The organism is Streptomyces avermitilis MA-4680 = NBRC 14893 (genome assembly GCF_000009765.2).
GTDB lineage: Bacteria > Actinomycetota > Actinomycetes > Streptomycetales > Streptomycetaceae > Streptomyces > Streptomyces avermitilis.
Genome location: NC_003155.5, coordinates 5,724,527 through 5,748,877 on the forward strand (window position 1 = coordinate 5,724,527; position 24,351 = coordinate 5,748,877).

Below are 24,351 nucleotides of genomic sequence, written 5' to 3' on the forward strand. Positions count from 1 at the left end.
ACCAAGGGGTGGCCCTGGGACTTCGGTCCCGGGGCCGCCCCTTTTTTTCGTGGGCCGTGCTCACAGCACGCTGTCGGTCCTCTCGATGACGGGACGGCTCGGGAAGAGCCCGAGGACGTGGTCCGGTACGCCGGTCACGTCCGGAGCGAGGTGAAGGGTGACCGTACGCACCCCCGGAAAGAGACCGGGTGCTTTCGTCAGGTCCTCATTGCCGGAGAACTTGTTGAGCCGCAGACGGGTGACGCGTGGGAGAACCGGGCCCGCCTCCCACCCGGTCGCATTCCAGTTGACGCGCAATTCCTCCAGCGCGGGCAGCCGGGTGATCTCCGCGAACTCCGGAGGGGTGAGCCTTACCGGAAGGTTGGCGAGGCTCAGCGTCTTCACCGAGTGCCTGTGGCGCAGGCCGCGCAGTCTGGTGAACGCGAGCGCGTTCCTGGTGAATCGTAGATATTCCAGGGGCAGTTCCCTGGGGAGAGCCGCGTCGAGGGAGTCGGTGCGCAGGGGGATGCCGATGTCGAGCGAGTTCAGGGTGGACGAGCCGGACAGGGGGCTCAGGGAGTCCGGTGCTTCGAGGCCCGGCAGCAGGGCGAGCGACAGCCAGGTGAGGGGCAGCTCGGCGAGCGGTGTCAGGTCGTCGAGGGGGAGACCGCTGAGGTCCAGGCGGGTGAGCCGGCCCTGGTCCGACAGGAACCGCAGGTCACGCAGGCCACGATTGTCGCGTACGACGAGCTCGCGCAGCTGGCCGGGGCGGAGGGCGGAGCGGATGTCGGCCGGGTCGATGTCGCCGACGAGCTGGAGCAGGGACGGTCCGCCCAGTTCGCGCAGTACCCGCAGTTCGGAGGCCGACTGCGCGGTGAAGTACAGCCCCTCCGGCCGGAGATGGGCGATGACCTCCTCCGCGTACCGCTCCGTGTCGAACCGGTGCCAGGTCCACGTCAGCTGGGCCCGTACCGGCAGGGAGGGGTGCGAGCGGAAGCGGGCCAGCACGGGGATGGCGGCGTCCGTACCGACCAGGGAGGCGGTGACGACCACGGCCCGCGCCTCGGCGTCGGTGAGTCCGTCGGGCCCGGGGAGGAGTTCCAGGACGAGCGGCCCGGCCTGGGCGAGCGCGCGGGCCTCCTGCGACGTACGAGGAGGGATGAGCGGGGCGGCGTTCCCCTCCACGACGGCTCGGATACGCGGGTCGAGTTCCGTCGCGTGTTCCAGGGAGGCGAGCGCGAGGAGCCGTACGCGGGTGCCGGCCGGTTCGTCGAGCCGCCCCGCCGTCTCGCTCAAGTCGCCCAGCAGCTGGGCCCGTTCACGCGGCCGTGCATGCGCCACCGCCATCCGGATGACGTCCGCCCACTGCTCGTCGACGGCATTGCGGACGAGCATCCCGAAGTCGCCGTCCTCGACCGCGGCCTTCGCTCCCAGATAGTCCTGGAAGGTGCGGTGGACGAACTCGACGGTGCCGAGGGCGGGTTCGCGCAGCAGGCCGCTGCGGACGAGGAGGTGGCGCAGGATCTGCTCGGCGTCGCCCTGTGCGGCGGCGGACGGCAGGGACGGCAGGACGTCGGCCACGATCCGCTGCGCGCGCTCCCGGTCCATCTCGGACTGGTTGTTGCGGATGAGCCAGTAGGCGAGGCGCTGGAGGAGCTGGATCTGGGGGAGCTCGGTGAGGTGGATGCCGTGGTCCTGGCCCGGCAGGAACATGTCCCGCTCCTCGTCGCGGCGCGACAGCAGCATCGACAGGGCGGCGTCGTACAACTCCTGCCGTCCGTGCGGCAGATAGCCGCGCCGGTCGCGGTGCAGGGCGCAGATGAGCCCGCACATCAGGGGGTTGGTGGCGAGGCGGCCGAGGGCGGGCTTGGTCCCGACGGCGTCGAGGAGCGAGCGTTCGTAGCCGTCGAGGCGTTCGGTGTCGGAGGCGTCGATGCGGGCGGCGGTGTGCCAGCGGCGGACGAACGCGGCGACGTCGTCGCGGTCCATGGGGGAGAGCATGAGTTCGGTGAAGCCGTCCGGGGTGAGCCAGTTCTCACGCACGGCGGAGGGGCGGGAGGTCACCAGCCACTGGTTGCCGGGGTAGACGTCCAGCAGCTCGCGCAGCCATCGCCGGGTCCGCTCCCGTTCCCGCTCGGGTATCTCGTCGATCCCGTCGACGAGGAGCAGCCCGCGCCGGGCGCTCAGCACCCGGTCCGCCCAGCCGTCCGGCTGGGTGGCGTGGAAGGGGACGCGGACGGCGTCGAGGAAGCCGTCGGGGGCGGGCAGTCCGCCGGGCCGCCGTACGAGGCTCCGCAGCGGCAGCACGAACGGAACGCGGTCGCCGCGCTCCCCCCGGGCCGTGGTCACGGCCAGCCACTGCACGAGCGTGGTCTTGCCGGAACCGGCGACACCGCGCAGCAGCACCAAGTCGTGCTCCGCGAATGCCTGTTCGGCGGGCAGGGTGGTGTGGGGGGCGGCGATTCCGGCGGTGGTGTCGTTGTCCTCCGCGGGACGCAGTGCCTGGATGCTGAGGTAGGCGGCGTCGAGGGGCCAGCGCTCGGGGGAGTTCACGAGGTCGATGCCGTAGATGGTGAGGCGGCTGTGCTTGGTGGCGACGTAGGCGAGATAGCGCTCCTCGAAGGAGGGGTCCGTGCCGCCGGTCGGGGGAGTCCGGGCGATCAACTCGTCGATCTTCGCGATGAGTTCGCTCTGCCGCCGGGTCTGCTCGACGAGCGTGCGGGCCACAAAGGTGGAGCGCTGGGTGAAGAAGTGCAGGATGTGCAGGCAGGCGTTTTCGAGGAGACGCTCGTAGAAGAGGGTGGCGTCGAGGGAGAGATGGCGGTCGGGGGCCTCGCTCGCGACCCGCAGATGCAGGGCGAGGGTCTGGTGACCGAGCCGCACGGCCTGTACGTCCGTCATGTCGAGGTCGCCGAGGGAGTGCAGGGTGCGGGCGAGGGCGTGCACGACGGCGGGCTCCTCGTCCACCGGGAGCGGCCGCTCGCCCTCCGACTTGACGGCTCTCCGGACCAACTCGGCCGCGAGCTTGGTGAGTTCCTTCTCGGCGAGGGCGCGTTTCTCACCCTTGAACGACACGAACTCCGATACGCGTACGGGCTTTTCGACGAGCCCGGCTCCCGGCCCCTCGGCCACGAAGAGCTTCTTGACGAGCGGGGTGACCACGCTCGAGGCCAGCTTGACGCCGATGGACGCTGCTTCCATGTCGCTCCCCCGCGGGCATGGTGGGTCGGTCGAAGGTGATCAATTGTGGGTCAGCCGACGGCATGCGGGCATCACTCGGTTTCGGCGACGGTGACGTGCGCCGTGCAGACGCAACGTGGTGAGCGCGCGGAGCCCGGCGAGACCGCCGACTCCCCGCGGGGTCAGCTCCCGCAGCCGGAGGGGGCTGGTCAGCACCTCCGGGGCGAGGACCGACAGCATGTCGTGCGTCTCGTACTCGCCGTTGAACCTGGCCCCGGACCGTGGCCCGATGCCGCGCGGCGCCGTCCGCTGTCCGGAATTGCGCACCCCGAGGGCGAGGAGCCTGCGGCTGCGGACGTCCGTGACCGCCGTCTTCTCGTCCGGCGGGAACGGGCGCTCGCCCGGTGAGTCCACCGCCTCCCGGACGAGCCGCGCGGCGAGTTTCGCCACGCCCTTCTCCGCCGGCGACCGCTGCTCGCCGCGGAAGGAGACCAGAGCGGACAGGCGTACCGGCCGGTCCACCGGGCCCGCGCCGGGCGCCTCGCGTACGAAGAGCTTCTTCACCAGCGGTGCGACGAGGCTCGAGGCCGGCCGCGTGCCGAGGACCACGGGATCCATCTGCCGTTCCCCCTGAACACCGTCCCGAAGCAGGGCAGTCAGAGTAGCCCGCGTCACATTGCCAAGTCCCCTGATCTTGGCGGCTGGTGACATGGCGCACAGGCGATTTGTCCGGTACTAGGCCGAATAGTGGATGCGCATAGACGGGCAAAAAGGACTTTCGACCCAGAGTCCCGGGTGGGGTTCCCATGGTGCTGACCGGGTTGTATGCCGAATGTCCGTTCTGTCAAGGGTCGTAAGTTTTCGGGCGAACTACGAGCTTTCGTCGTAGATCACAGGTTTGGGGGTCTGTGGGGGGAGGGGTTACCAAGGGATGGTCCACGCGGCGAGTACGTCGATCGCCGGGTGGTTTCTTGTGCCCCCGCCCCCGTCATCACGAGGTATCCATGTCGAAGCGCGTCACGTCCCGTCTCTCCCGTACGTCCCTGATCCGTAAGCGTGCGGCCGCCCTGGCCGTGGGCCTGGGGGCCTCGGCCGTGCTGGGCGCCGGGGTCGCGTCCGCCGCCGACACCGGGCTCCACGCCAGTGCGGCCGGTGCCGTGCAGACCCAGGCCGCCGCGGCCAAGAAGGCGCCCTCCGCCTCCTGGATCGACCCGGTCAAGAAGTACGCGCTCTCCGCGGGCTTCAACCAGGCCGGCGGCATGTGGGCCCACAAGCACTCCGGTCAGGACTTCGCCGTGCCCAGCGGTACCGAGGTCCTCGCCGCGCACGGCGGCACCGTCGTCAAGGCCGGCGGCAACGGCGCCGGTGACGGTCCCGCGTACGGCAACGCCATCGTCATCAAGCACGGCAACGGCACCTACTCCCAGTACGCCCATCTGTCGCGCATCGACGTGCGGATCGGGCAGGTCGTCGCCACCGGTCAGCACATCGCGCTCTCCGGCAACACCGGTAACTCCAGCGGCCCGCACCTGCACTTCGAGATCCGTACGACCCCGAACTACGGGTCCGGCATCGACCCCGTCGCCTTCCTCCGGGCCCACGGCGTCACCGTCTGACGAGCCCCGGAGGACTCAGGCGGCGCCGTGCGCCTGGGTCACCAAGTCGATCGCGACCTCCAGGACAGCCTTGCGCTTGTCCTCGGGGTCGCCTTCGACGTCTTTGAGGACGAACATCCCCGCGTGCATCGTGAAGAGCGCGCTGACGCAGCGGACCTGGTCGGTCAGCGCGGCCTCCGGCTCCCTGATGATGTCGAGCATGCTGAGCATGCGGTCCTTGAACGTCTCGCCGACGCTCAGTTCGCGCACCGTCGCCTGGTTCTCCTGCATGAAACGGAAGAGCGGCGCCGCGCCGGTGAGGGCCTCGCTGTAGCGGGTCAGGACCTGCTGCTTGGTCTCCAGGGTGTGTGGCTGCTGCCGGCCCCAGTCGATCAGCTCGTCCAGCGGCCTCGTCAGGTCCTCGAAGAGGCTGATGAGGATCTCTTCCTTGGTCTTGAAGTGGTAGTAGAGCGCCGCCTTCGTGACATCGAGGTGCTCCGCGATCTCGCGCAGTGACGTCTTCTCGTAGCCCTGCTCGGAGAAGAGTTCGAGGGCCACGTCCTGGATGCGCTGGCGGGTGTCCCCGCGGCGCTGTCGCTTGGTGCCGTCCATGGTGCCGCCCATCCTCGTACTCCTCGCGCTCCCCTGAAAACTTACTTGCCGCCCGACTAGTGAAGCTAAACTTACTTGACGCCCGGCTAGTTACGGGTCTAGTTTCCCAGCGTAGTCAACTTGCCGGTCGGCAAGTAAGTAGTTCGGGCAGAGGCCGGCACGGTCAGCGGCACCTAGGGGAGTGGGAAAGTGGCGGACAACACAGGAGCGGGTGGCAGCGGCGACAGCGCCGTCGGCACCGAGAAACAGCCGCGCAGCGTACGGGTCGTACTGCTCGCGCTCATGATCGCGATGCTGCTCGCGATGCTGGACAACATGATCGTCGGCACCGCGATGCCGACCATCGTGGGCGAACTGGGCGGGCTCCAGCACCTGTCGTGGGTGGTCACCGCGTACACCCTCGCGACCGCCGCCTCCACCCCGCTGTGGGGCAAGATCGGCGACATGTACGGGCGCAAGGGCGCCTTCATGACCTCGATCGTGATCTTCCTGATCGGCTCCGCGCTGAGCGGCATGGCCCAGGACATGGGGCAGCTCATCGGGTTCCGGGCCGTTCAGGGCCTCGGTGCCGGCGGGCTCATGGTCGGCGTCATGGCCATCATCGGGGATCTCATTCCGCCCCGTGAGCGCGGCAAGTACCAGGGCATGATGGCCGGTGTGATGGCGCTCGCGATGATCGCCGGACCGCTGGTCGGCGGCACCATCACCGACCACCTGGGCTGGCGCTGGTCGTTCTACATCAACCTGCCGCTGGGCGCCGTGGCGCTGGCCGCCGTCAGCGCCGTGCTGCACCTGCCGAAGAAGCGCTCGCAGGCGCGGATCGACTACCTGGGCGCCGGTCTGCTGACCGTCGGCATCACCTCCATCGTGCTCGTCACCACCTGGGGCGGCAGCGAGTACGCCTGGGGCTCCGCCGTGATCATGGAGCTCATCGGGATCGGTGTCGCCGCGCTCGTGGGCTTCGTCTTCTGGCAGACCAAGGCGGCCGAGCCGGTCATGCCGCTGCACATCTTCCGCAGCCTCAACTTCACGCTGATGTCCGTCATCGGCTTCATCACCGGCTTCGTGATGTTCGGCGCCGTCCTCTTCCTGCCGCTGTACCAGCAGTCGGTGCAGGGCGCGTCCGCGACCAACTCCGGGCTGCTGCTCCTGCCGATGCTCGGCGCGATGCTGGCCGTCTCGATGGTCGCCGGACGGGTCACCACCAACAGCGGCAAGTACAAGGTCTTCCCGATCGTCGGCAGCGTGCTGATGACGGCGGGGCTGTTCCTGCTCGCCCAGATGGACACGGACACCAGCCGGTTCACCTCCGGTGTGTACATGGCGGTGCTCGGCGCGGGCATGGGCTGCCTGATGCAGATCACCATGCTGGTCGCGCAGAACAGCGTCGAGATGAAGGACATGGGCGTCGCCTCGTCCTCGACCACGCTGTTCCGGACCCTCGGCTCGTCCTTCGGCGTCGCGATCATGGGCGCGCTGTTCAACCAGCGGGTCGAGGACGAGATGGCCGCGCGGGCCGGGGCGCTGGGCTCCAAGGTGACCGAGCAGTCGGCGCAGCTGGACGCGGCGAGCCTGGCGAAGCTGCCGGTCGCGGCCCGGGAGGCGTACCAGTACGCGGTCTCCGCCGGTACGCACTCCGCGTTCCTGCTGGGCTCGGTGGTCGCCGTGGTCGCGCTGGTCGCCTCGGTGTTCGTGAAGGAGGTCCCGCTCAAGGGGGCGGGGCCGCAGAAGCCGGCCGAGGACGCGGCTGGGGACGCCGCGAGTGACGTGCCGCCGAAGCAGACGGTGGCAGAGTCCGTCTGATCCGACGCACGTCCACCTCGGTCCGAAGGCCCCCGGCGTTGTCCGCCCCGGGGGTCTTCGCCTGTCCGGGGCGGGGCGAGGCGGTGGCGAACCTGGGGTCCGTGGGGCGGTGCGATGCCGGCGGCCCGTAGCGGTGCCGGGCTCGCCCCGGAACCGGGCCGCTGTCAGCCGCCCGACAGTGGCAGCTCAGCCGCCCGACAGTGGCAGCATCGGGAAGCTCCCGGTGTTCGTCGGTGCGTGCTCCGGCAGCCACAGCACCGCCACCGCGCCCTCGGCCGGTACGTCGCCCGGGGCGCCCGCGGGGCGTACGTTGCGGAAGGTCAGCCGGGCGCCGAGCACCCGCGCCTGGCCCGCCGCGATCGTCAGTCCGAGGCCGTGCCCGTGGCCGGCACGGTCCGTGCTGCCCGTACGGAAGCGACGGGGGCCGTCGGCGAGCAGTTCCTCGGGGAAACCGGGACCGTGGTCGCGCACGCGGATCACCCGGCCCTCGACGGAGACCTCGATCGGCGGCTTGCCGTGCCGCGCCGCGTTGGCGAGCAGGTTGAACAGCACGCGCTCCAGACGGCGCGGGTCCGTCGTGACCTCCGACTCGTGGACCACCCGCACCTCGATGTCCGCGTCCTTCGCCGCCACCCGCCGGGACACGAACTCGCCGAGCATGATGTCCTGCAACTCGGCCCGCTCGGACGCCCCGTCGAGCCGCGCGACCTCCAGGACGTCCTCGACGAGCGTGCGCATGGCCTGCGCCCGGTCGCGGACGAGCTCCGTGGGGCGGCCGGGCGGCAGCAGCTCCGCGGCCGTCAGCAGGCCGGTCACCGGAGTGCGCAGCTCGTGCGCGATGTCGGCGGTGACCCGGCGCTCGGCCTCGATGCGCTGCTGGAGCGCGTCCGCCATCGCGTCCACGGCCCGCGCGAGATCGTCCGTCTCGTCGCGTACGACACCGCCGATGGCGTCCCGCACCCGTACGTCGCGCTCGCCCTGGGCGACCTGGTTCGCCGCGGCCGCCGCCTTGCGCAGCCGCCGCGACAGCTGGCCGCCGATGAGCACACCGAGCGCGGAGCCGCCGAAGACGACCGCGATCGAGCCGATGATCAGCGCCTGGTCGAGGTCCTTCATGATGTCCGCGCTGCGGTCCGTGAACCGGGTGTGCAGCGAGAGAACCCGGCCGTCCTTGAGCGGTACGGCGGCCCAGATGTCCGGCACGCCGTGCGGCCCGTCGGCCACGTACGTCGCCCGCCGGCCCTGCGTGACCTTCATCATCAGGTCCCTCGGGATGGCCGGGTCGTCGAGCTTGACCCCGAAGCTCTGGGCCCGGCCCGCCTCGTACATGCGCTCGGCGACCTGGATGCGCTCGTCCGCCAGGTCACGCGCGTTGTCCAGCATCGACACCCGCGCGGCGTTGTGCACGACCAGGCTCAGTGCGAGCGCCACCAGCGCGCCGACCAGCGCGATCGCCGCGCTGATCTTCCACCTCACACCGGTGCGGATGCCCGCGCCGACCCCTACGACACCGGACCGGACGCCCGCGCGCACGCCGGTGCCCGCTCCGGTCCGGGGGCGCGCGCGTCCCCCGTCGGCGCTGGTGCGGATGCCCGTGCGCCCCGGGCCCGCCGTACCGGCCGGACCCGGGCGCCGAAGATTCCCCCGCATACCCCTGCTCAGGCCTTCAACTTGTAGCCGAAGCCACGGACCGTGTCGATCCGGTCCTGGCCGATCTTCGTCCGCAGCCGCTGCACATGGACGTCCACGACCCGGGTGTCACCGCCCCAGCCGTAGTCCCACACACGTTCGAGCAGCTTGTCGCGGGACAGTACGGTGCCGGGCGCCGAGGAGAACTCGAGGAGCAGGCGCATCTCGGTCGGTGTCAGTGCCACCGGCTGTCCGGACCGCCGTACCTCCATGCCCTCGGTGTCGATCTCCAGTTCGCCGAACGTGAGCACGCCGCCGTCCGGTGCCGAGGAGTCCTCGGCCGGCCGGGAGTTCGGCCCGCTCGCGTGGCCGAAACGGCGCAGCACCGCGCGGATGCGTGCGACGAGGACCGCTCCGTCGAAGGGCTTGGTCACATAGTCGTCGGCGCCCGCCTCCAGGCCCAGCACGACATCGATCGAGTCGGCGCGCGCGGACAGCATGATCACGGGCACAGTCGACTCGTCCCGGATGCGGCGGCACAGCGAGACGCCGTCGAGCCCGGGGACCATGACGTCGAGGAGGGCGATGTCGGGGCGGTTCGCGCGGAACGCCTCCAGGCCCGACAGGCCGTCGGGCATGGCGGTGACCGCGAAGCCGTCGCGCTCCAGCGCGAGTTGGGTGGCCTCGCGGATGACGTCGTCGTCCTCGACGAACAGGACGTGGGTCTGCTCTGCCATCCGGTGCTCTCAGTTGCTTTCGGTCGGGGCCGGGGGCGGGCCGTCAGTTGGGGGCCGGGGTGGCCGAGTCCGTGCCGCCCACCGCGTTGCTGTACTCGGTGTGGGTGCGGGACTCCTCGGAGAAGCGGTTCGCCGACCAGCTGTAGGTGATCACTTCCTCGCTGGACGGATAGGAGACCGGGTCGTCCTTCTCGTACATCTGCTGGGTGACCACCAGCTCACCCCGGTCGATCTCCGCGTACACCGGCGGTTCCTCGGCCCTGAACACATTCTCGTACGAGTGGCCCTGCTCGCGATAGACGTACGAGCCGATGCCGACCGCGTCACCGCAGGTCATCACGTTGACCACGATGTCGTCCGCGGACCCTCCGGTCAGATCGCCGTACGACACGTCGACCGGGTACTCGTCGGCGACGCACGGCTTCAGGGCGCGCTTGACCGCCGCGCCGACCTTCGGGTCGTCCTTGACGAGCTTGACCGCGTCCACGGACTTGGGCGCCTTGCTGGGCGAGACCGTGGGGGTGGCCGCGCCCGCCGCCACCGAGTCGCTGCCCGCCGGGCCCTCGTCCCGGGCGCCGGTGCCGCCGGTGCCGCAGGCGGAGACAGAAAGGCCGAGGACGGCGAGCCCGGCCACCGCCGCGATCGCCGCCTTGAGGGCGCCCCTGGCCCGCAGGGACTCCGTTCCTAGGCCGCGCAACGCTCCCGCTCCTCACGCTCCAGCGCGCGTGCGTCCAGGTCGCGGCTCTCCAACTCCTCGCGGAGCCGGGCGAGCGCCCGGTGCAGCGTGCTCTTGACCGTTCCGGCCGACATGCCGAGCGCGGCGGCCGTCTCCTCCGTGGACATCTGCTCCCAGTGTCGCAGCACGACGACACTGCGTTGCTTCGGAGCGAGCACCTTCAGGATGTCCATCAGCAGGGCGCGGTCCGCGTGCTGCTCGGTGGAGTCGTCGACGGACGCGTCCGGGAGCTGCTCGGTGGGGACCTCCTCGAGCTTGCGGGCCCGCCACCACTCCGTCCGCGTGTTGATCATTACGCGGCGCAGGTACGCGTCCGCCAGCCGCTTGTCCGCGATCCCGTCCCAGCGGCCGTACGTCCGTACGAGAGCGGTCTGGAGCAGGTCCTGGGCGTCGACCGGGTCCGGGACCAGGCGGCGTGCACTGCGCAGCAGCGCGTCCTGCCGGGTACGTACGTACTCTTCGAACTCGAGCACCTCGCCGTGCGCCATGTTCAACCGCCTCCCGTTCCCCGTTTCCGACCTGTCCGCTGTCGGCTCTTCATCGCTGCCGCGCTTCTGGCTTTTCGCTTCGAAGCCGCTCGCACCGCGGCGTCCGCGGTACGCCAATGAAGCTACGGAGGTGTTGTCACGGGGTTGTCCGAGGCAGCCTGCGGCGAACGCTCGGCTGTCCGTCGGTTGTGTAACGGATGTAGGAACGGGGTAAGACGGGGCGGCGGATGGGGTGGAATTGGGGGTTTTTGTCGCGGGCGAGGCTGTGTTTCGAAGGCCGGGGGCTGTGTATCGGCAATCGATGGGCTGTGAAGAACGGCCGGCGGTCGGTGGACTCAGCTGTGGGGGAGGCGGTAGAGGCCGCCGGGGAGGGGCTCGACGAGGCCGTCGGCGACCAGGCCGTCCAGGGCGCGGGCGCGCTGCACCGGCTCGTCCCACACGCGGTCGAGCGCCGACTGCGGAACCGGGGTCACGGCTTCCCGCAGGACGGCGAGGAGCCTGCCGCGGACCTGACGGTCCGTACCGGCGTACGTCTGGCCGCGGCGCGGCGGCCCGTCGTGCTCGGGCTTGCCCGCGAGTCGCCAGGCGCACTGGCCGGCGATCGGGCAGCGGTGGCAGGTCTCGTTCTTCGCCGTGCAGACCAGCGCGCCGAGCTCCATGGACGCGGCGGCCCAGCGGGACGCGGTGCTCTCGTCCTCGGGGAGCAGCGCGCGGGCGAGCTTGCGCTCGGCTGCGGTGGTGGCGTTGGGCGGGTACTGCACACCGGTGACGGCGCGGGCGAAGACACGGCGGACGTTGGTGTCGAGAACGGCGTGGCGCTGGCCGTAGGCGAACGACGCGACGGCCGCGGCGGTGTATTCGCCGATGCCGGGCAGCGCGAGCAGCTGGGCGTGCTCCGTGGGTACGTCGCCGTTGTGGCGTTCCGTTATGGCGACGGCGGCGCCGTGCAGGCGCAGCGCGCGCCGGGGGTAGCCGAGGCGGCCCCAGGCGCGGACGGCTTCGCCGGGCGCCTCCTTGGCGAGGTCGGCGGGGCGGGGCCAGCGGGCGAGCCACTGCTCGTAGACGGGCAGCACGCGGTTGACCGGTGTCTGCTGCAACATGAACTCACTGACCATCACGCCCCAGGGGCCGGCGTCGGGGCGGCGCCACGGGAGGTCACGGGCGTGCTCGTCGAACCATGCGATGACCTGGGCGTGCAGGGCCTCGCCTGGGGCGCCGGGGGCGGGGGAGGTGGGGCTCGGGCTTTGGCTTGGCGTGGGCTTCGTGGGTGCAGTCATGGCGAAGTCGATCCTGCCATGCGGGGTGGTGTGGGTTCGCGTTCTGACGGGGGTGGGTCGGGGGTGTGCCGGGGTGGGGCGGGCGGTGCCGGGCCGTGCCGGGGTGTCCTGGCGTCGTCGGGGGCGTTGCGTGTGGGGGCTGTGGGGGCTGTGGGGGCTGTGGGGGCTGTGGGGGCTGTGGGGGCTGTGGGGACTGTGTCTGGGTGTCGTGGGCGGGGCGGGGCGGGGCGGGTGCGGGGCTGTGCGGTTGCGTCGGGGCGCTGGGACCGTGGTGGGGCGCTGGGACCGTGGTGGGTGGGGCCGTGCCGGTGTGCGGGCCCGTCGCGGCGCGGCGCTTCCTCTGTCCTCCTCGCCCGCCCCTCCACCCACCCGGCGTGGCGTCCGCCCCAAAGAGGGCAGGCGCTCGGGCAGTTGATCGGTGGTCGGCGTGGCGCGACCGTGATGATGATCTGGAAAAAGTTGAGGTGTGGGGCGGCGGGTGGGGCGAGCTGCGCTGCCGATCTCTCGTAGAGTTTGCGCCGTGGGATCTATGCGCAATCCGGTCGGGCCGCTTCCCTCCTCCATCTACTGGCGACGGAGGGCCGTTCTGCTGTCCGTGGTCGGTCTGTTGGCACTGCTCGTCGTGTGGGTGGTGGGATCCGGCGGCGGTGGCGGGAAGAACGGCGCGGACGGGTCCAACGGGAAGCACCCCACGTCCTCGATCACACCCGGGCCGTCCAGCTCCGGGCCCGCGATCAGCCAACACCCGGGCGGGCGCGACGAGTCGGGCAGTGGGGACGGCTCGGGTTCGGGTTCGGGGTCGGAATCCGGCTCCGGTTCGGGGTCAGGGTCCGGCGGTTCGGGAGGTGCGGCCGGAGGGTCCGACGACGGATCCAACGGTGGTGGCGGTGCCGACGGTCAGCTGCCCGCCGGTTCCACCCTCCCCAACTGCACCGCGAGCATCGTCAAGTTGACGCTGCGCAGTCTCCGTAACTCGTACGCCCCCGACCGGACGCCGACGTTCGAGCTGACCGCCAAGAACTCCTCGGGCAGCGACTGCAAGGTCGATTTCGGCCCGAAGAACTCGGTATTGACGATCACGCAGGCCGACGGCGACAACGACATCTGGTCCTCGGCCGACTGTCCCAAGGACTCCGGAAGCGCCCTGTTCCGTGTCCCGGCGGGCGACAGCGCGACGTACACGGTGAAGTGGGACCGCAAGCCCAGTGCCCCCGAGTGCGCCACGCCTCCGGCCGGTTCGGCCGCGGCGGGAACGTACCTGGTGGAGGCCAAGGCGCCGGGCTTCAAAAAGGCCCAGACGTCATTCGTCCTGGCGAAGGACTAGCCGGGGGGCCGACCGGATCCGCCCAGCCCCAGGGGGGCGACCGGAATGCACGGCCTCAGGAGGGCGGGCCGGATCCGCCCGGCCCCACGGGGGCGACCGGAATGCCCGGCCCCAGGAGGGCAGCGGGCCGGAAATGCCCGGCCCCAGGAAGGCAGCGGGCCGGAAATGCCCGGCCCCAGGAGGGCGGCAACCCGCCGACGCGAGTAAGCGACCCCACCCCCGTGCGGCCGCCCCCACACACCGCACCCCACCCCCGGCCAAGCCGCCGGCAGGCTAGACGTACCGCTCCAGAATCGAAGACTCCGCCAGCCGCGACAGCCCTTCCCGGACGCTGCGCGCCCGCGCCTCGCCCACGCCGTCGACCGTCTGCAGGTCGTCGACGCTCGCGGCGAGCAGCTTCTGCAGGCCGCCGAAGTGCTCCACGAGGCGGTCGATGATCGCACCCGGCAGGCGCGGCACCTTCGCGAGCAGACGGAACCCGCGCGGGGAGACCGCCGAGTCCAGTGCCTCGGGGGAACCCGTGTACCCCAGTGCCTTGGCCACGGTGGCGAGCTCGAGCAGCTCCGCGTGAGTGAGCGCGTCCAGCTCGTACAGCGCCTGGTCGACCGTGCGGGAGCGCTTGGCCGTCGGCTCGGGCACGTAGTCGCGGACCACCAGCTCGCGCTCGGGCTCCACGCCGGCGATCAGCTCGTCCAGCTGGAGGGCCAGAAGACGTCCGTCCGTGCCCAGTTCGACCACGTATTCGGCGATTTCGGTGGCGATGCGGCGCACCATCTCCAGACGCTGGGCCACCGCCGACACATCCCGGACCGTGACCAGATCCTCGATCTCCAGCGCGGAGAGGGTGCCCGCCACCTCGTCCAGACGGAGCTTGTAGCGCTCCAGGGTCGCCAGGGCCTGGTTGGCCCGGGACAGGATCGCCGCCGAGTCCTCCAGGACGCGGCGCATTCCGTCCACGTACAGCGCGACGAGCCGCATGGACTGGGAGACGGAGACCACGGGGAAGCCGACCTGCTTGCTCACCCGGTCCGCGGTGCGGTGGCGCGTGCCTGTCTCCTCGGTGGGGATCATGGGGTCGGGGACCAGCTGCACGCCCGCCCGGAGGATCTTGGAGAGATCCGAGGAGAGCACGATGCCGCCGTCGAGCTTGCACAGCTCACGCAGGCGCGTGGCGGTGAACTCGACGTCCAGCACGAAGCCGCCGGTACACATGGCTTCGACGGTCTTGTCGGACCCGAGCACGATGAGTCCGCCGGTGTTGCCCCGGAGAATCCGTTCAAGCCCGTCGCGCAGCGCCGTGCCGGGCGCCACGGCGCTCAGTGAGGCGCGCATCAGGCCATCGGCACCGGAGCTCCCGCCGGATTTTCCGGGAGCTGCTGCCCGGTCGTTGGCTGCCACTGCACTCCTCCGGTCGCAGGTTCTGAGGCGCTCCCGTTTCGCACACTTGGTTCGTACGGACGGGCGAGACCAGGGCAAAGTCTACCGGCGGTCCTCCTCGTCCCGTGGGGCCTCTCGCCGACGGGAGCGCGGAAGGACTCGCAGGGCGTCCCCGATGTCCGCCACTTCCAGGACCTTCATACCCGAAGGGATCTTGCCGGGGTCGGTCGGGACCAGGGCGTGAGTGAAGCCCAGGCGGTGTGCCTCGGCAAGCCGGCGCTGGACGCCCGTGACCCGTCTGACCTCGCCCGCGAGGCCCACCTCGCCGATCGCGACCAGGTTTTTCGGCAGCGGGGCGTCGCTCGCCGCGGAGGCCAGCGCGAGGGCGATCGCCAGGTCCGCGGCCGGCTCCGAGAGGCGTACGCCGCCGACCGTCGCCGAGTAGATGTCCCGTTTTCCGAGGGCGCTGATCCGGCCGCGCTGCTCCAGGACGGCCAGCATCATCGAGACGCGGGAGGTCTCCAGGCCGGACGTCGTGCGGCGCGGGGTCGGGATCTGGGTGTCGACCGTGAGGGCCTGCACCTCGGCCACCAGGGGGCGGCGGCCCTCCAGGGTCACGGTCAGGCAGGTGCCCGGAACGGGCTCGGCACGCCGGGTGAGGAACAGGCCGCTGGGGTCGGCCAGGCCCGTGATCCCCTCGTCGTGCAGCTCGAAGCAGCCGACCTCGTCCGTCGCCCCGTATCGGTTCTTGACGCCCCGAACGAGACGGAGGCGTGCGTGGCGGTCGCCCTCGAAGTGCAGGACGACGTCCACCAGGTGCTCGAGGAGGCGGGGGCCCGCGATCGTGCCGTCCTTGGTGACATGGCCCACCAGGAGCGTGGACATCCCGCGCTCCTTGGAGGCGCGGATGAGCGCCCCGGCGACCTCGCGGACCTGGGCCACGCCGCCCGGCGCCCCGTCGATCTCGGGCGACGCCACCGTCTGCACGGAATCCATGATCAGCAGCGACGGCTTCACCGCGTCCAAGTGGCCGAGGACGGCGGCCAGATCGGTCTCGGCCGCCAGATACAGGTGGTCGTCGATGGCCTTGATGCGGTCGGCGCGCATGCGCACCTGGCTCGCCGACTCCTCGCCCGTGACGTACAGCGTGCGGTGCTCGTCGCTCGCCGCCTTCGCCGCGACGTCGAGCAGGAGCGTGGACTTGCCGACGCCGGGCTCGCCCGCGAGGAGGACGACCGCGCCGGGGACGAGCCCGCCGCCCAGGACACGGTCCAGCTCGGGTACGCCGGTGGAGCGGGCGGTGGCCTGGCGCCCGTCGACCTGGCCGATGGGCAGGGCGGACGTGGTGACCCGGCCGGGCGTCGTGGTCCGCACCGCGGGCGTGCCGTACTCCTCGACCGTCCCCCAGGCCTGGCATTCGGGGCAGCGGCCGAGCCACTTGGCCGTCTGCCAGCCGCACTCCGTGCAGCGGTAGGACGGCCGATCCTTCGCGGTCTTCGTACGGGCAGCCATGCACGAACCGTAACCGAGCCCACTGACAACGCCGTCCGCGTACCGCGACCACGGCCGTACGGGGCCCCCGGCCGGGCAGGCCGCACATCAAGAAGCGCAGCCCGCACATCAAGAAGCCGGTCGCGGTTCTCCCGGGGCGGGCGGTGGGCGCGGGGCGACGTCATCGCGCCGGGGAGCGCCCGCCGCGCCCGCCGCCACCCCGCGATTCGGCCACCGTCCACCAGGAACGAGCCACGGAATCCTGGGTTCGTGTCCCCTTATGAGGGATCGTTTCACCCGTACGGAGTAAATGTGCGCAAGGGGGCAGAAGGGGCCACCTGTCGGCGCCTACGGTCGCACGAGTGATGAGCAGCAGTCCGGAAACCTTCACGCACACAACCGGCGCACACCGGGCGCACGGAGATGCACGCAAGCGGGTGACAGCGCCCCGAGGCGCGACGGCCCGCACCACGGCCCAGCGCCCGTCCGCGCGCTACGAGCCCTATCTGGACGGCCTGTTCACCTACTGCCTGTCGGTGCTGTGCGACCACGACGCCGCGACCGCCGCGCTCGGCGACGTCCTCGCGCTCGCCGAGCGCCGTCACCCGCGCGGCCCGGCGGCGGGTGACCGCCGGGCCTGGTTGTACGCCCTCGCCCGCTGGGCCTGTCTGCGCAAGCTCGCCGAGACCAGACGCCACCGGCAGGCCACCCACGCGGTCGGCCGGCGCGCGGCCCGCGAGGACGGCGAGAACCTCTCGACGCGGCCTGCCGCCGACCGGCGCACGGCCGAGCCGACCGGTTCCGTCCCGGCCACCGAGGAGGACCGGGCCCGGCGGCAGCGCGAACTCGCCCTGCTGGCCTGGCCGGAGGCCGCCGGCACCACCCCCGAGCAGCGCGAGGCGCTCGAACTCGCCGTACGCCACCAGCTCGGCGCCCCCGAGGTCGCCGCCGTCCTCGGCATGAATCTCACCGCGGCGCGCGAACTCCTCGCCGCCGCGGCCTGCGAGGTCGAACGCACCCGCGCGGTCCTCGCCGTCGTCGAGACCGGCAGCTGCCCGAGCGTCGCCCGTCTGACCGGCGACAACCAGCTCGTCCTCAGCTCCGCCCTGCGCCGCGAGCTCGTCCGGCACGTCGACGACTGCCCGTGCTGCCGCCGCACCGCGGAACGCGCGCTCCCGGACGCCGCCTGGCCCGGCACCAGCGTCACGCCCGCGGAGCTGCCCGTGCTGGAGGCCCCGCGCGCGGCCCTGCACCTGGCGATGGCGCACGTCCCACGCGCGCGTGGTGGCGCCCCCCGCTTCGACCGGCGGGGATTCCCGATGGACCCCAAGGACCGGGCGGCCCGTCGGGACCGCTTCCGCGCGCGTGCCGTCACGACAACGGTCGTCGCCACCGTCATCGCCGCCCCCGTCCTCGCCCTGTGGGCCGCCTACCGGGGCGCACCGCTCACCGGCGAGGGCGTGGACGGCCGCTCCGCCACCGCGAGCGAGGCCCACGCCACCGACACCCTCGACGGCGAGGAGGCGAGCGGCTACGAGAACGCGGGCAACGCGAGTGCGCGTCCCGTCTCCGGCTTCACCAAGGGCGGCCGCTCGCCCGACGTCTCCGTGGAGGTCGTCAGCGCGAAGACCGGGGGCAGGGCCGCCCACCTTTCCGTGACGGCCGGCCACAACGGCGACACGACCCTCGTCACCCTGACGGCGTCCGGGAGATCACCGGTCCACTGGTCGGCCCGCTCAGGAGCGCCCTGGCTCTATCTGAGCCGGTCCTCAGGAACCCTCGAACCCGGCGAATCGTTCACGATCAAGGTGTACGTCGATCATCTGCGCGAGCCGGTGGGTCCCTGGCACGCGAGCGTGTCGGTGGCACCCGCGGGCGCGGTGGTCACGATCGACGGATACGGGACCGCGGGCCCGCCCGCCCCGCGTCCGACCCCCAGCCACTGGACGCCGCCCGCCCCCGACCCGAGTGCCACGAGCCCGGACCCCACGCCCAGCGACCCGCCCCCCACCGCCGAGCCCACACCGACGCCGACCGACCCGACCCCCTCGGATCCGCCCGGCTCGACGCCTCCGTCCACCGACGGCGGTGCCCCGGACCCGTCCTCGTAGAGCTGTATCTCTCAGTTCACGATCTCTCAGTTCACAGGGTCGGCCGGATGAGGCGCCAACAGCGGCAGCTGCGAGGCCAGCCGCTCCTCGCACAGCTCGACCAGCCGGTCGTATCCCGGCTTGCCCATCAGCTCGATCAGCTCCGGCCGGTACGAGACGTACACCGGGTCGCCCGCGCCGTGCGCCGACGTCGCCGAGGTGCACCACCAGTGCAGGTCATGGCCACCCGGGCCCCATCCCCGACGGTCGTACTCACCGATGGACACCTGGAGCACACGCGTGTCGTCGGGCCGGTCGATCCACTCGTACGTCCGCCGCACGGGCAGCTGCCAGCACACGTCGGGCTTGGTCTCCAGCGGCTCGCGCCCCTCCTTCAGGGCGAGGATGTGCAGCGAGCACCCCGCACCGGCCGCGAACCCGGGCCGGTTCTGGAAGATGCAGGACCCCTGGTACGGCCGCGTCTGCCGGTCCCCATCCTCGTCCTCCGACACCCAGCCGGTGCGCAGGCCCACGTCATGGTTCTGCCAGATCTCCGGCGTGAGCCGCGCCACGTGCTCCGCCACCCGCTTCTCGTCGTCCTCGTCCGAGAAGTGCGCCCCCAGCGTGCAGCACCCGTCGTCCGCGCGGCCCGCCTGGATGCCCTGGCAGCCGCTTCCGAAGATGCAGTTCCAGCGCGAGGTCAGCCATGTCAGATCGCACCGGAAAACCTGCTCGTCGTCGGCGGGATCCGGAAACTCCACCCACGCACGCGCGAAGTCGAGCCCCTTCTCGTCGCTCACCTTCGGGGGCTTCGCCGACTTCGTGGCCGACGGGGACGCCTTCGCCTGCGCAGAGCCCTTGGAACCCTTGGAAGCCCTGGAGGATTTGTCGGCCTTCGCCTTTTTCGTCTTTGGCACGAGACAAGGGTAAGTCGCCGGAGCCCGCTCCGGGGACGGTCGATCGTCCCGTGGGCAGTAGCGTTCCGTACATGAGACTCGGTGTCCTCGACGTGGGTTCGAACACGGTGCATCTGCTGGTGGTGGATGCGCACCCGGGCGCGCGCCCCCTGCCCGCGCATTCGCACAAGGCGGAGCTGCGGCTCGCCCAACTCCTCGACGAGGGCGGCGCCGTCGGCCCCGAAGGCGTGGACAAACTCATCGGCGTCGTCCACGAAGCGTTGCAGGCGGCCGAGGACAAGGGTGTCGAGGACCTCCTTCCGTTCGCCACGTCCGCCGTGCGGGAGGCCACCAACGCGGATGACGTACTGGCCCGCGTCAAGGCCGAGACGGGCGTCGAGCTCCAGGTCCTGACCGGCGCGGAGGAGGCCCGCCTGACCTTCCTGGCGGCCCGCCGCTGGTTCGGCTGGTCCGCCGGAAAGCTGCTGGTCCTGGACATCGGCGGGGGCTCGCTGGAGATCGCGTACGGCATAGACGAGGAGCCGGACGCCGCGGTGTCGCTGCCACTGGGCGCGGGCCGTCTCACCGCGGGCTGGCTCCCGACCGACCCCGCCGACCCGGACGACGTCAGGGCGCTGCGCCGCCATGTCCGGGCCCAGATCGCCCGGACGGTCGGGGAGTTCAGCCGCTTCGGCGCGCCCGACCATGTCGTCGCCACGTCCAAGACCTTCAAGCAGCTGGCCCGCCTCGCCGGAGCCGCCCGCTCGGCCGAGGGCCTGTACGTCCAGCGGGAACTGAAGAGGGAGTCGCTTGAGGGCTGGGTCCCGCGCCTCGCCTCGATGACGGCGGAGGAGCGAGCGGAACTCCCCGGCGTCTCGGACGGCCGCTCCAGCCAACTCCTCGCGGGCGCGCTGGTCGCCGAGGGAGCGATGGATCTCTTCGCAGTGGAAACCCTGGAAATCTGCCCCTGGGCCCTACGCGAGGGCGTGATCCTACGACGCCTGGACCACATGGGCCCGGTATAGGACACCCGCCCCCCGGGCCAGGGGCGCGGCCGGCCAGGGGCGCGGCCGGCCAGGGGCGCGGCCGGACAGGCGCGCCCGGACAGAGGCGCCCGGACAGGGGCGCGGGGAACTGCGCGCCCAGCCCCACCCGACCGGCAGACACCCACGGCGGCGCCTGCCCACGTGGGCCCGGCGCAGGGCACCTGGTCACCCGGTCGACCTGAACCCCGGACAGGGGCGCGGGGAACTGCGCGCCCAGCCCCACCCGACCCGCACACACCCACCGCGCAAACCCGCAACGCCCCCCGGGCAGGAGCCCAGCAGCCTCCGGGCAGGAGCCCACGAGCCTCCGGGCAGGAGCCCACCAGCCCCCGGGCAGAAGCCCAACACCCCCCAGTCCAGCCCCCAACACCCCCCAGTCCCGGTCCCCACCACCCCCCTGGCCGAAGCCCACCACCCCCCACCCAACCGCCGGAGGCAACCCGTACGCTGTCCCTCGTGGCAGAACCAGTGGTGCGCATCCCGGATGCGAAGGTCGCGCTGTCCACGGCCTCCGTGTACCCGGAGTCGACGGCGACGGCCTTCGAGATCGCCGCGCGTCTCGGCTACGACGGCGTAGAGGTCATGGTGTGGACCGACCCGGTCAGCCAGGACATCGAGGCCCTCCGCCGCCTCAGCGACTACCACCGGATCCCGATCCTCGCCGTCCACGCCCCCTGCCTGCTGATCACCCAGCGCGTCTGGTCCACCGACCCCTGGGTCAAGCTCCAGCGCGCCAAGGCGGCCGCCGAGAAGCTCGGTGCCACCACCGTCGTCGTACACCCCCCCTTCCGCTGGCAGCGCCAGTACGCCCGCGACTTCGTCAGCGGAATCTGGCGCATGGCCAACGAGACGGACGTACGGTTCGCCGTCGAAAACATGTACCCGTGGCGCTATCGCGACCGCGAGATGCTCGCGTACGCCCCCGACTGGGACGTCACCAAGGACGACTACCGTCACTTCACGATCGATCTCAGCCATACCGCCACCGCCCGCACCGACGCCACGCAGATGATCGACCGGATGGGCGACCGCCTCGGCCACGTCCACCTCGCCGACGGCAACGGCTCCAACAAGGACGAGCACCTCGTGCCCGGCCGCGGCACCCAGCCCTGTGCCGAACTCCTGGAGCGTCTCGCCCGCACCGGCTTCGACGGCCACGTCGTCATCGAGGTCAACACGCGCCGCGCCATGTCCAGCGCGGAGCGCGAGGCCGACCTCGCGGAGGCCCTGGCCTTCACCCGCCTCCACCTCGCCTCCGCGGTCAAGGTGCCGCGCCGATGACGGAGGCCGACGCCCCCCGCCGCCGGGGGCGCCCCTCCCGTACGCAGACGGAGGCGGCCCCCGCCACCCGGGACCGCATCCTGGAGGCGGCCCGCGAGGAGTTCTCCGAACGCGGCTACGAGAAGACGTCCGTCCGCGGTATCGCCAAGGCGGCCGGCGTGGACTCCGCGCTCGTGCACCACTACTTCGGCACGAAGGAACAGGTATTCGAGGCGGCCATCGAGGTCGCCTTCGCGCCCGCCCTCAACGCCCCGGACGCCGTGGCGGACGGCCCCCTCGACGGCGTCGGCGAACGCCTGACCCGCTTCATCCTCGGTGTCTGGGAGAACCCGGCGACCCGTACGCCCCTGCTGGCGATCGTCCGCTCCGCCGTGAACAACGACACCGCGGCCGCCGTCTTCCGCCGCCTCATCGCCGCCCAGCTGCTGCGCCGCATCGCCGGACAGCTCGACTTCCCGGACGCGGAACTCCGTGCGGAGCTGGCGGCGGCCCAGCTGGTGGGGACGGCGATCCTGCGCTACGTGATCAAGGTGGAGCCGCTGGCCTCGGCGGACCCGGAACAGATCATCGCCAGGCTGGCCCCCGTGGTCCAGGGGCACCTGACAGCCCCCTGACACCCCCACCCCCACCGGCCCCCCCGGACCCCAGGACGTCCACCGCCGACGGCCGCGCGCCAACGCGTACGCACCGCCACCGACCGGCCGCACCCGAGACGTAGGCACCGCCGCCGACGGCCCGTACGTCGAGGCGTGCGCACCGCCACCGACGGTCCGCCCCCCCGAGGCGTACGCACCGCCCCCGACCGGCCGCACACCGAGACACGCATCCCACATTCCGGACACCGGTCCACCTCCCCGAGGCACCGGCGTACGCTCGACTTCAGTCATTACTCTCCGAAGGAGCGAGCGACGATGCCCGAGCTGAGGTCCCGCACAGTCACCCACGGTCGCAACATGGCGGGCGCCCGCGCCCTTATGCGCGCCTCCGGTGTACCGGGCGCGGACATCGGCCGGAAGCCGATCATCGCGGTCGCCAACTCCTTCACGGAGTTCGTGCCCGGCCACACCCACCTCCAGCCGGTCGGCCGGATCGTCAGCGAGGCCATCACGGCCGCCGGCGGCATCGCGCGCGAGTTCAACACGATCGCGGTCGACGACGGCATCGCGATGGGCCACGGCGGCATGCTGTACTCCCTCCCGTCCCGCGACCTGATCGCGGACTCGGTCGAGTACATGGTCGAGGCCCACTGCGCCGACGCCCTGATCTGCATCTCGAACTGCGACAAGATCACGCCCGGCATGCTCATGGCCGCTCTGCGCCTGAACATCCCGACGGTCTTCGTCTCCGGCGGCCCCATGGAGTCCGGCCGCGCCACCCTGGTCGACGGCACGGTCCGTACGCTCGACCTGGTCGACGCGATCTCCGACGCCGTGAACGACAAGATCTCGGACGAGGACATCCTCCGTATCGAGGAGAACGCCTGTCCCACCTGCGGCTCCTGCTCCGGCATGTTCACCGCCAACTCGATGAACTGCCTGACCGAGGCCATCGGCCTGAGCCTGCCCGGCAACGGCTCGGTCCTCGCCACGCACACGGCCCGCAAGGGTCTGTACGAGGACGCGGCCCGCACGGTCGTGGACATCACGCGCCGTTACTACGAGCAGGACGACGAGTCGGTCCTGCCCCGCAACATCGCCACGCACGCCGCCTTCGAGAACGCCATGGCCCTCGACATCGCCATGGGCGGCTCCACCAACACGATCCTGCACCTGCTGGCCGCCGCCCAGGAAGCGGGCGTCCCCTTCGGCCTGGACGAGATCAACGAGGTCTCGCGCCGCGTGCCCTGCCTCGCCAAGGTCGCCCCGAACGTCGCCAAGGACCGTACGTACTACATGGAGGACGTGCACCGCGCGGGCGGCATCCCGGCCCTGCTGGGCGAGCTGCACCGGGCCGGCCTGCTGAACGAGGACGTGCACTCGGTGCACAGCCCGTCCCTCTCCGACTGGCTGAAGACGTGGGACGTGCGGGCGGGTTCCCCGTCCCCCGAGGCCATCGAACTGTGGCACGCGGCCCCCGGCTGCGTCCGCTCCTCCGAGGCCTTCTCCCAGTCCGAGCGCTGGGAGGCGCTCGACGAGGACGCGGAGGGCGGCTGCATCCGCTCCGCCGAACACGCGTACTCCAAGGACGGCGGCCTCGCGGTCCTCAAGGGCAACCTGGCGGTCGACGGCTGCGTCGTGAAGACGGCGGGCGTCGACGAGTCGATCTGGACCTTCGAGGGCCCGGCGGTCGTCTGCGAGTCGCAGGACGAGGCCGTCGACAAGATCCTCCGCAAGGAGATCACCCACGGCGACGTGGTCGTCATCCGCTACGAGGGCCCCAAGGGCGGCCCCGGCATGCAGGAGATGCTCTACCCGACGTCGTTCCTGAAGGGCCGGGGCCTCGGCAAGACCTGTGCCCTGATCACGGACGGCCGTTTCTCCGGCGGCACCTCGGGCCTGTCGATCGGCCACGCCTCCCCCGAGGCGGCGTCCGGCGGCACGATCGCGCTGGTCCAGGACGGCGACCGCATCCGCATCGACATCCCGAACCGCACGATCGACCTCCTGGTGGACGAGGCCGAACTGTCCCGCCGCGACCAGGCCCTGAACGGCGTCTACGCCCCCGTGAACCGCGAGCGCAAGGTCTCCGCGGCCCTGCGCGCGTACGCCGCGATGGCCACGAGCGCGGACAAGGGCGCGGTCCGGGACGTGTCGAAGCTGGGCTGACCCCCGCTGCACCCGTACAGCCGAAAGGGGCCGTTCCTCCGGGAA

Annotated in this window: 18 protein-coding genes and 1 pseudogene; 8 read left to right on the plus strand and 11 right to left on the minus strand. The window is 71.5% G+C overall.

Annotation, left to right across the window (positions count from 1 at the left end; genetic code table 11):
* Window positions 1-60: 60 nt before the first annotated feature.
* The gene (locus SAVERM_RS24250) at window positions 61-3,180 is read right to left on the minus strand and encodes an NACHT domain-containing protein (protein WP_010986122.1); all 3,120 of its coding nucleotides are present in this window, start codon (window positions 3,178-3,180) and stop codon (window positions 61-63) included.
* Between the two features lie 306 nt (window positions 3,181-3,486).
* Window positions 3,487-3,777 (minus strand): annotated as a pseudogene (locus SAVERM_RS45970) (NACHT N-terminal Helical domain 1-containing protein); the annotation flags it as partial.
* 386 nt (window positions 3,778-4,163) lie between these two features.
* On the opposite strand from SAVERM_RS45970, the gene SAVERM_RS24260 reads away from it, so the two are divergent.
* Window positions 4,164-4,775: a M23 family metallopeptidase gene (locus SAVERM_RS24260; protein WP_010986124.1), complete on the plus strand. Its 612-nt coding sequence runs from the start codon at window positions 4,164-4,166 to the stop codon at window positions 4,773-4,775.
* A gap of 15 nt (window positions 4,776-4,790) precedes the next feature.
* Here the strand turns inward: SAVERM_RS24260 and SAVERM_RS24265 are convergent, their stop codons facing one another.
* Entirely contained in the window at window positions 4,791-5,378 is a 588-nt protein-coding gene (locus SAVERM_RS24265; RefSeq protein WP_037652358.1) for a TetR/AcrR family transcriptional regulator, read from the minus strand.
* Window positions 5,379-5,555: 177 nt separating this feature from the next.
* Here SAVERM_RS24265 and SAVERM_RS24270 point away from each other — a divergent pair, with 177 nt between their 5' ends.
* Complete coding sequence (locus tag SAVERM_RS24270) at window positions 5,556-7,169, plus strand: MDR family MFS transporter (protein ID WP_010986126.1); 1,614 nt, start codon at window positions 5,556-5,558, stop codon at window positions 7,167-7,169.
* A gap of 186 nt (window positions 7,170-7,355) precedes the next feature.
* Here the strand turns inward: SAVERM_RS24270 and cseC are convergent, their stop codons facing one another.
* From cseC to SAVERM_RS24295, 5 genes are all read right to left on the minus strand, one after another.
* Complete coding sequence (gene cseC, locus SAVERM_RS24275) at window positions 7,356-8,819, minus strand: two-component system sensor histidine kinase CseC (protein ID WP_010986127.1); 1,464 nt, start codon at window positions 8,817-8,819, stop codon at window positions 7,356-7,358.
* Between the two features lie 8 nt (window positions 8,820-8,827).
* A complete protein-coding gene (gene cseB / locus SAVERM_RS24280) occupies window positions 8,828-9,535 on the minus strand; it encodes a two-component system response regulator CseB (protein ID WP_010986128.1) in 708 nt (235 codons plus the stop codon).
* A 43-nt stretch (window positions 9,536-9,578) separates the two neighbouring features.
* Window positions 9,579-10,232, minus strand: a complete 654-nt coding sequence (locus tag SAVERM_RS24285) for a lipoprotein CseA (protein ID WP_037652360.1) — start codon at window positions 10,230-10,232, stop codon at window positions 9,579-9,581.
* A complete protein-coding gene (locus tag SAVERM_RS24290) occupies window positions 10,220-10,759 on the minus strand; it encodes a SigE family RNA polymerase sigma factor (RefSeq protein WP_010986130.1) in 540 nt (179 codons plus the stop codon). Before SAVERM_RS24290 ends, SAVERM_RS24285 begins: the two co-directional genes overlap by 13 nt.
* 335 nt (window positions 10,760-11,094) lie before the next feature.
* Entirely contained in the window at window positions 11,095-12,036 is a 942-nt protein-coding gene (locus tag SAVERM_RS24295; RefSeq protein ID WP_010986131.1) for an HhH-GPD family protein, read from the minus strand.
* Window positions 12,037-12,556: 520 nt separating this feature from the next.
* Between SAVERM_RS24295 and SAVERM_RS24300 the strand changes: the two genes are divergently transcribed.
* Window positions 12,557-13,360: a hypothetical protein gene (locus SAVERM_RS24300; protein WP_037652361.1), complete on the plus strand. Its 804-nt coding sequence runs from the start codon at window positions 12,557-12,559 to the stop codon at window positions 13,358-13,360.
* A 273-nt stretch (window positions 13,361-13,633) separates the two neighbouring features.
* Here the strand turns inward: SAVERM_RS24300 and disA are convergent, their stop codons facing one another.
* Together disA and radA are read right to left on the minus strand one after the other, a co-directional pair.
* On the minus strand, window positions 13,634-14,758 hold the full coding sequence (disA, locus tag SAVERM_RS24305; RefSeq protein ID WP_010986133.1) for a DNA integrity scanning diadenylate cyclase DisA: 1,125 nt from the start codon (window positions 14,756-14,758) through the stop codon (window positions 13,634-13,636).
* Between the two features lie 81 nt (window positions 14,759-14,839).
* Entirely contained in the window at window positions 14,840-16,249 is a 1,410-nt protein-coding gene (gene radA / locus SAVERM_RS24310) for a DNA repair protein RadA (protein ID WP_010986134.1), read from the minus strand.
* Between the two features lie 341 nt (window positions 16,250-16,590).
* Between radA and SAVERM_RS24315 the strand changes: the two genes are divergently transcribed.
* Window positions 16,591-18,339 (plus strand): BACON domain-containing protein, encoded by a 1,749-nt coding sequence (locus SAVERM_RS24315; RefSeq protein ID WP_010986135.1) that lies wholly within the window; start codon window positions 16,591-16,593, stop codon window positions 18,337-18,339.
* A gap of 26 nt (window positions 18,340-18,365) precedes the next feature.
* Here SAVERM_RS24315 and SAVERM_RS24320 read toward each other — a convergent pair whose 3' ends face one another.
* On the minus strand, window positions 18,366-19,235 hold the full coding sequence (locus tag SAVERM_RS24320) for a DUF3109 family protein (RefSeq protein ID WP_010986136.1): 870 nt from the start codon (window positions 19,233-19,235) through the stop codon (window positions 18,366-18,368).
* A 71-nt stretch (window positions 19,236-19,306) separates the two neighbouring features.
* Here SAVERM_RS24320 and SAVERM_RS24325 point away from each other — a divergent pair, with 71 nt between their 5' ends.
* The 4 genes from SAVERM_RS24325 (at window position 19,307) to ilvD (ending at window position 24,306) form a co-directional block, all read left to right on the plus strand.
* The gene (locus SAVERM_RS24325) at window positions 19,307-20,239 is read left to right on the plus strand and encodes a Ppx/GppA family phosphatase (protein WP_010986137.1); all 933 of its coding nucleotides are present in this window, start codon (window positions 19,307-19,309) and stop codon (window positions 20,237-20,239) included.
* A 477-nt stretch (window positions 20,240-20,716) separates the two neighbouring features.
* On the plus strand, window positions 20,717-21,541 hold the full coding sequence (locus SAVERM_RS24330; protein WP_078234465.1) for a sugar phosphate isomerase/epimerase family protein: 825 nt from the start codon (window positions 20,717-20,719) through the stop codon (window positions 21,539-21,541).
* Entirely contained in the window at window positions 21,538-22,155 is a 618-nt protein-coding gene (locus SAVERM_RS24335; RefSeq protein ID WP_010986139.1) for a TetR/AcrR family transcriptional regulator, read from the plus strand. The genes SAVERM_RS24330 and SAVERM_RS24335 overlap by 4 nt, the downstream gene beginning before the upstream one ends.
* A 297-nt stretch (window positions 22,156-22,452) precedes the next feature.
* A complete protein-coding gene (gene ilvD, locus SAVERM_RS24340; RefSeq protein WP_010986140.1) occupies window positions 22,453-24,306 on the plus strand; it encodes a dihydroxy-acid dehydratase in 1,854 nt (617 codons plus the stop codon).
* The last annotated feature ends 45 nt before the right edge of the window (window positions 24,307-24,351 follow it).

Coding starts and splice junctions, on each gene's coding strand:
- SAVERM_RS24250 (WP_010986122.1), bottom strand. CDS start 3,180: ATGGAAGCAGCGTCCATCGGCGTCAAGCTGGCCTCGAGCGTGGTCACC.
- SAVERM_RS24260 (WP_010986124.1), top strand. CDS start 4,164: ATGTCGAAGCGCGTCACGTCCCGTCTCTCCCGTACGTCCCTGATCCGT.
- SAVERM_RS24265 (WP_037652358.1), bottom strand. CDS start 5,378: ATGGGCGGCACCATGGACGGCACCAAGCGACAGCGCCGCGGGGACACC.
- cseC (WP_010986127.1), bottom strand. CDS start 8,819: ATGCGGGGGAATCTTCGGCGCCCGGGTCCGGCCGGTACGGCGGGCCCG.
- cseB (WP_010986128.1), bottom strand. CDS start 9,535: ATGGCAGAGCAGACCCACGTCCTGTTCGTCGAGGACGACGACGTCATC.
- SAVERM_RS24290 (WP_010986130.1), bottom strand. CDS start 10,759: ATGGCGCACGGCGAGGTGCTCGAGTTCGAAGAGTACGTACGTACCCGG.
- SAVERM_RS24295 (WP_010986131.1), bottom strand. CDS start 12,036: ATGACTGCACCCACGAAGCCCACGCCAAGCCAAAGCCCGAGCCCCACC.
- radA (WP_010986134.1), bottom strand. CDS start 16,249: ATGGCTGCCCGTACGAAGACCGCGAAGGATCGGCCGTCCTACCGCTGC.
- SAVERM_RS24325 (WP_010986137.1), top strand. CDS start 19,307: ATGAGACTCGGTGTCCTCGACGTGGGTTCGAACACGGTGCATCTGCTG.
- SAVERM_RS24335 (WP_010986139.1), top strand. CDS start 21,538: ATGACGGAGGCCGACGCCCCCCGCCGCCGGGGGCGCCCCTCCCGTACG.
- ilvD (WP_010986140.1), top strand. CDS start 22,453: ATGCCCGAGCTGAGGTCCCGCACAGTCACCCACGGTCGCAACATGGCG.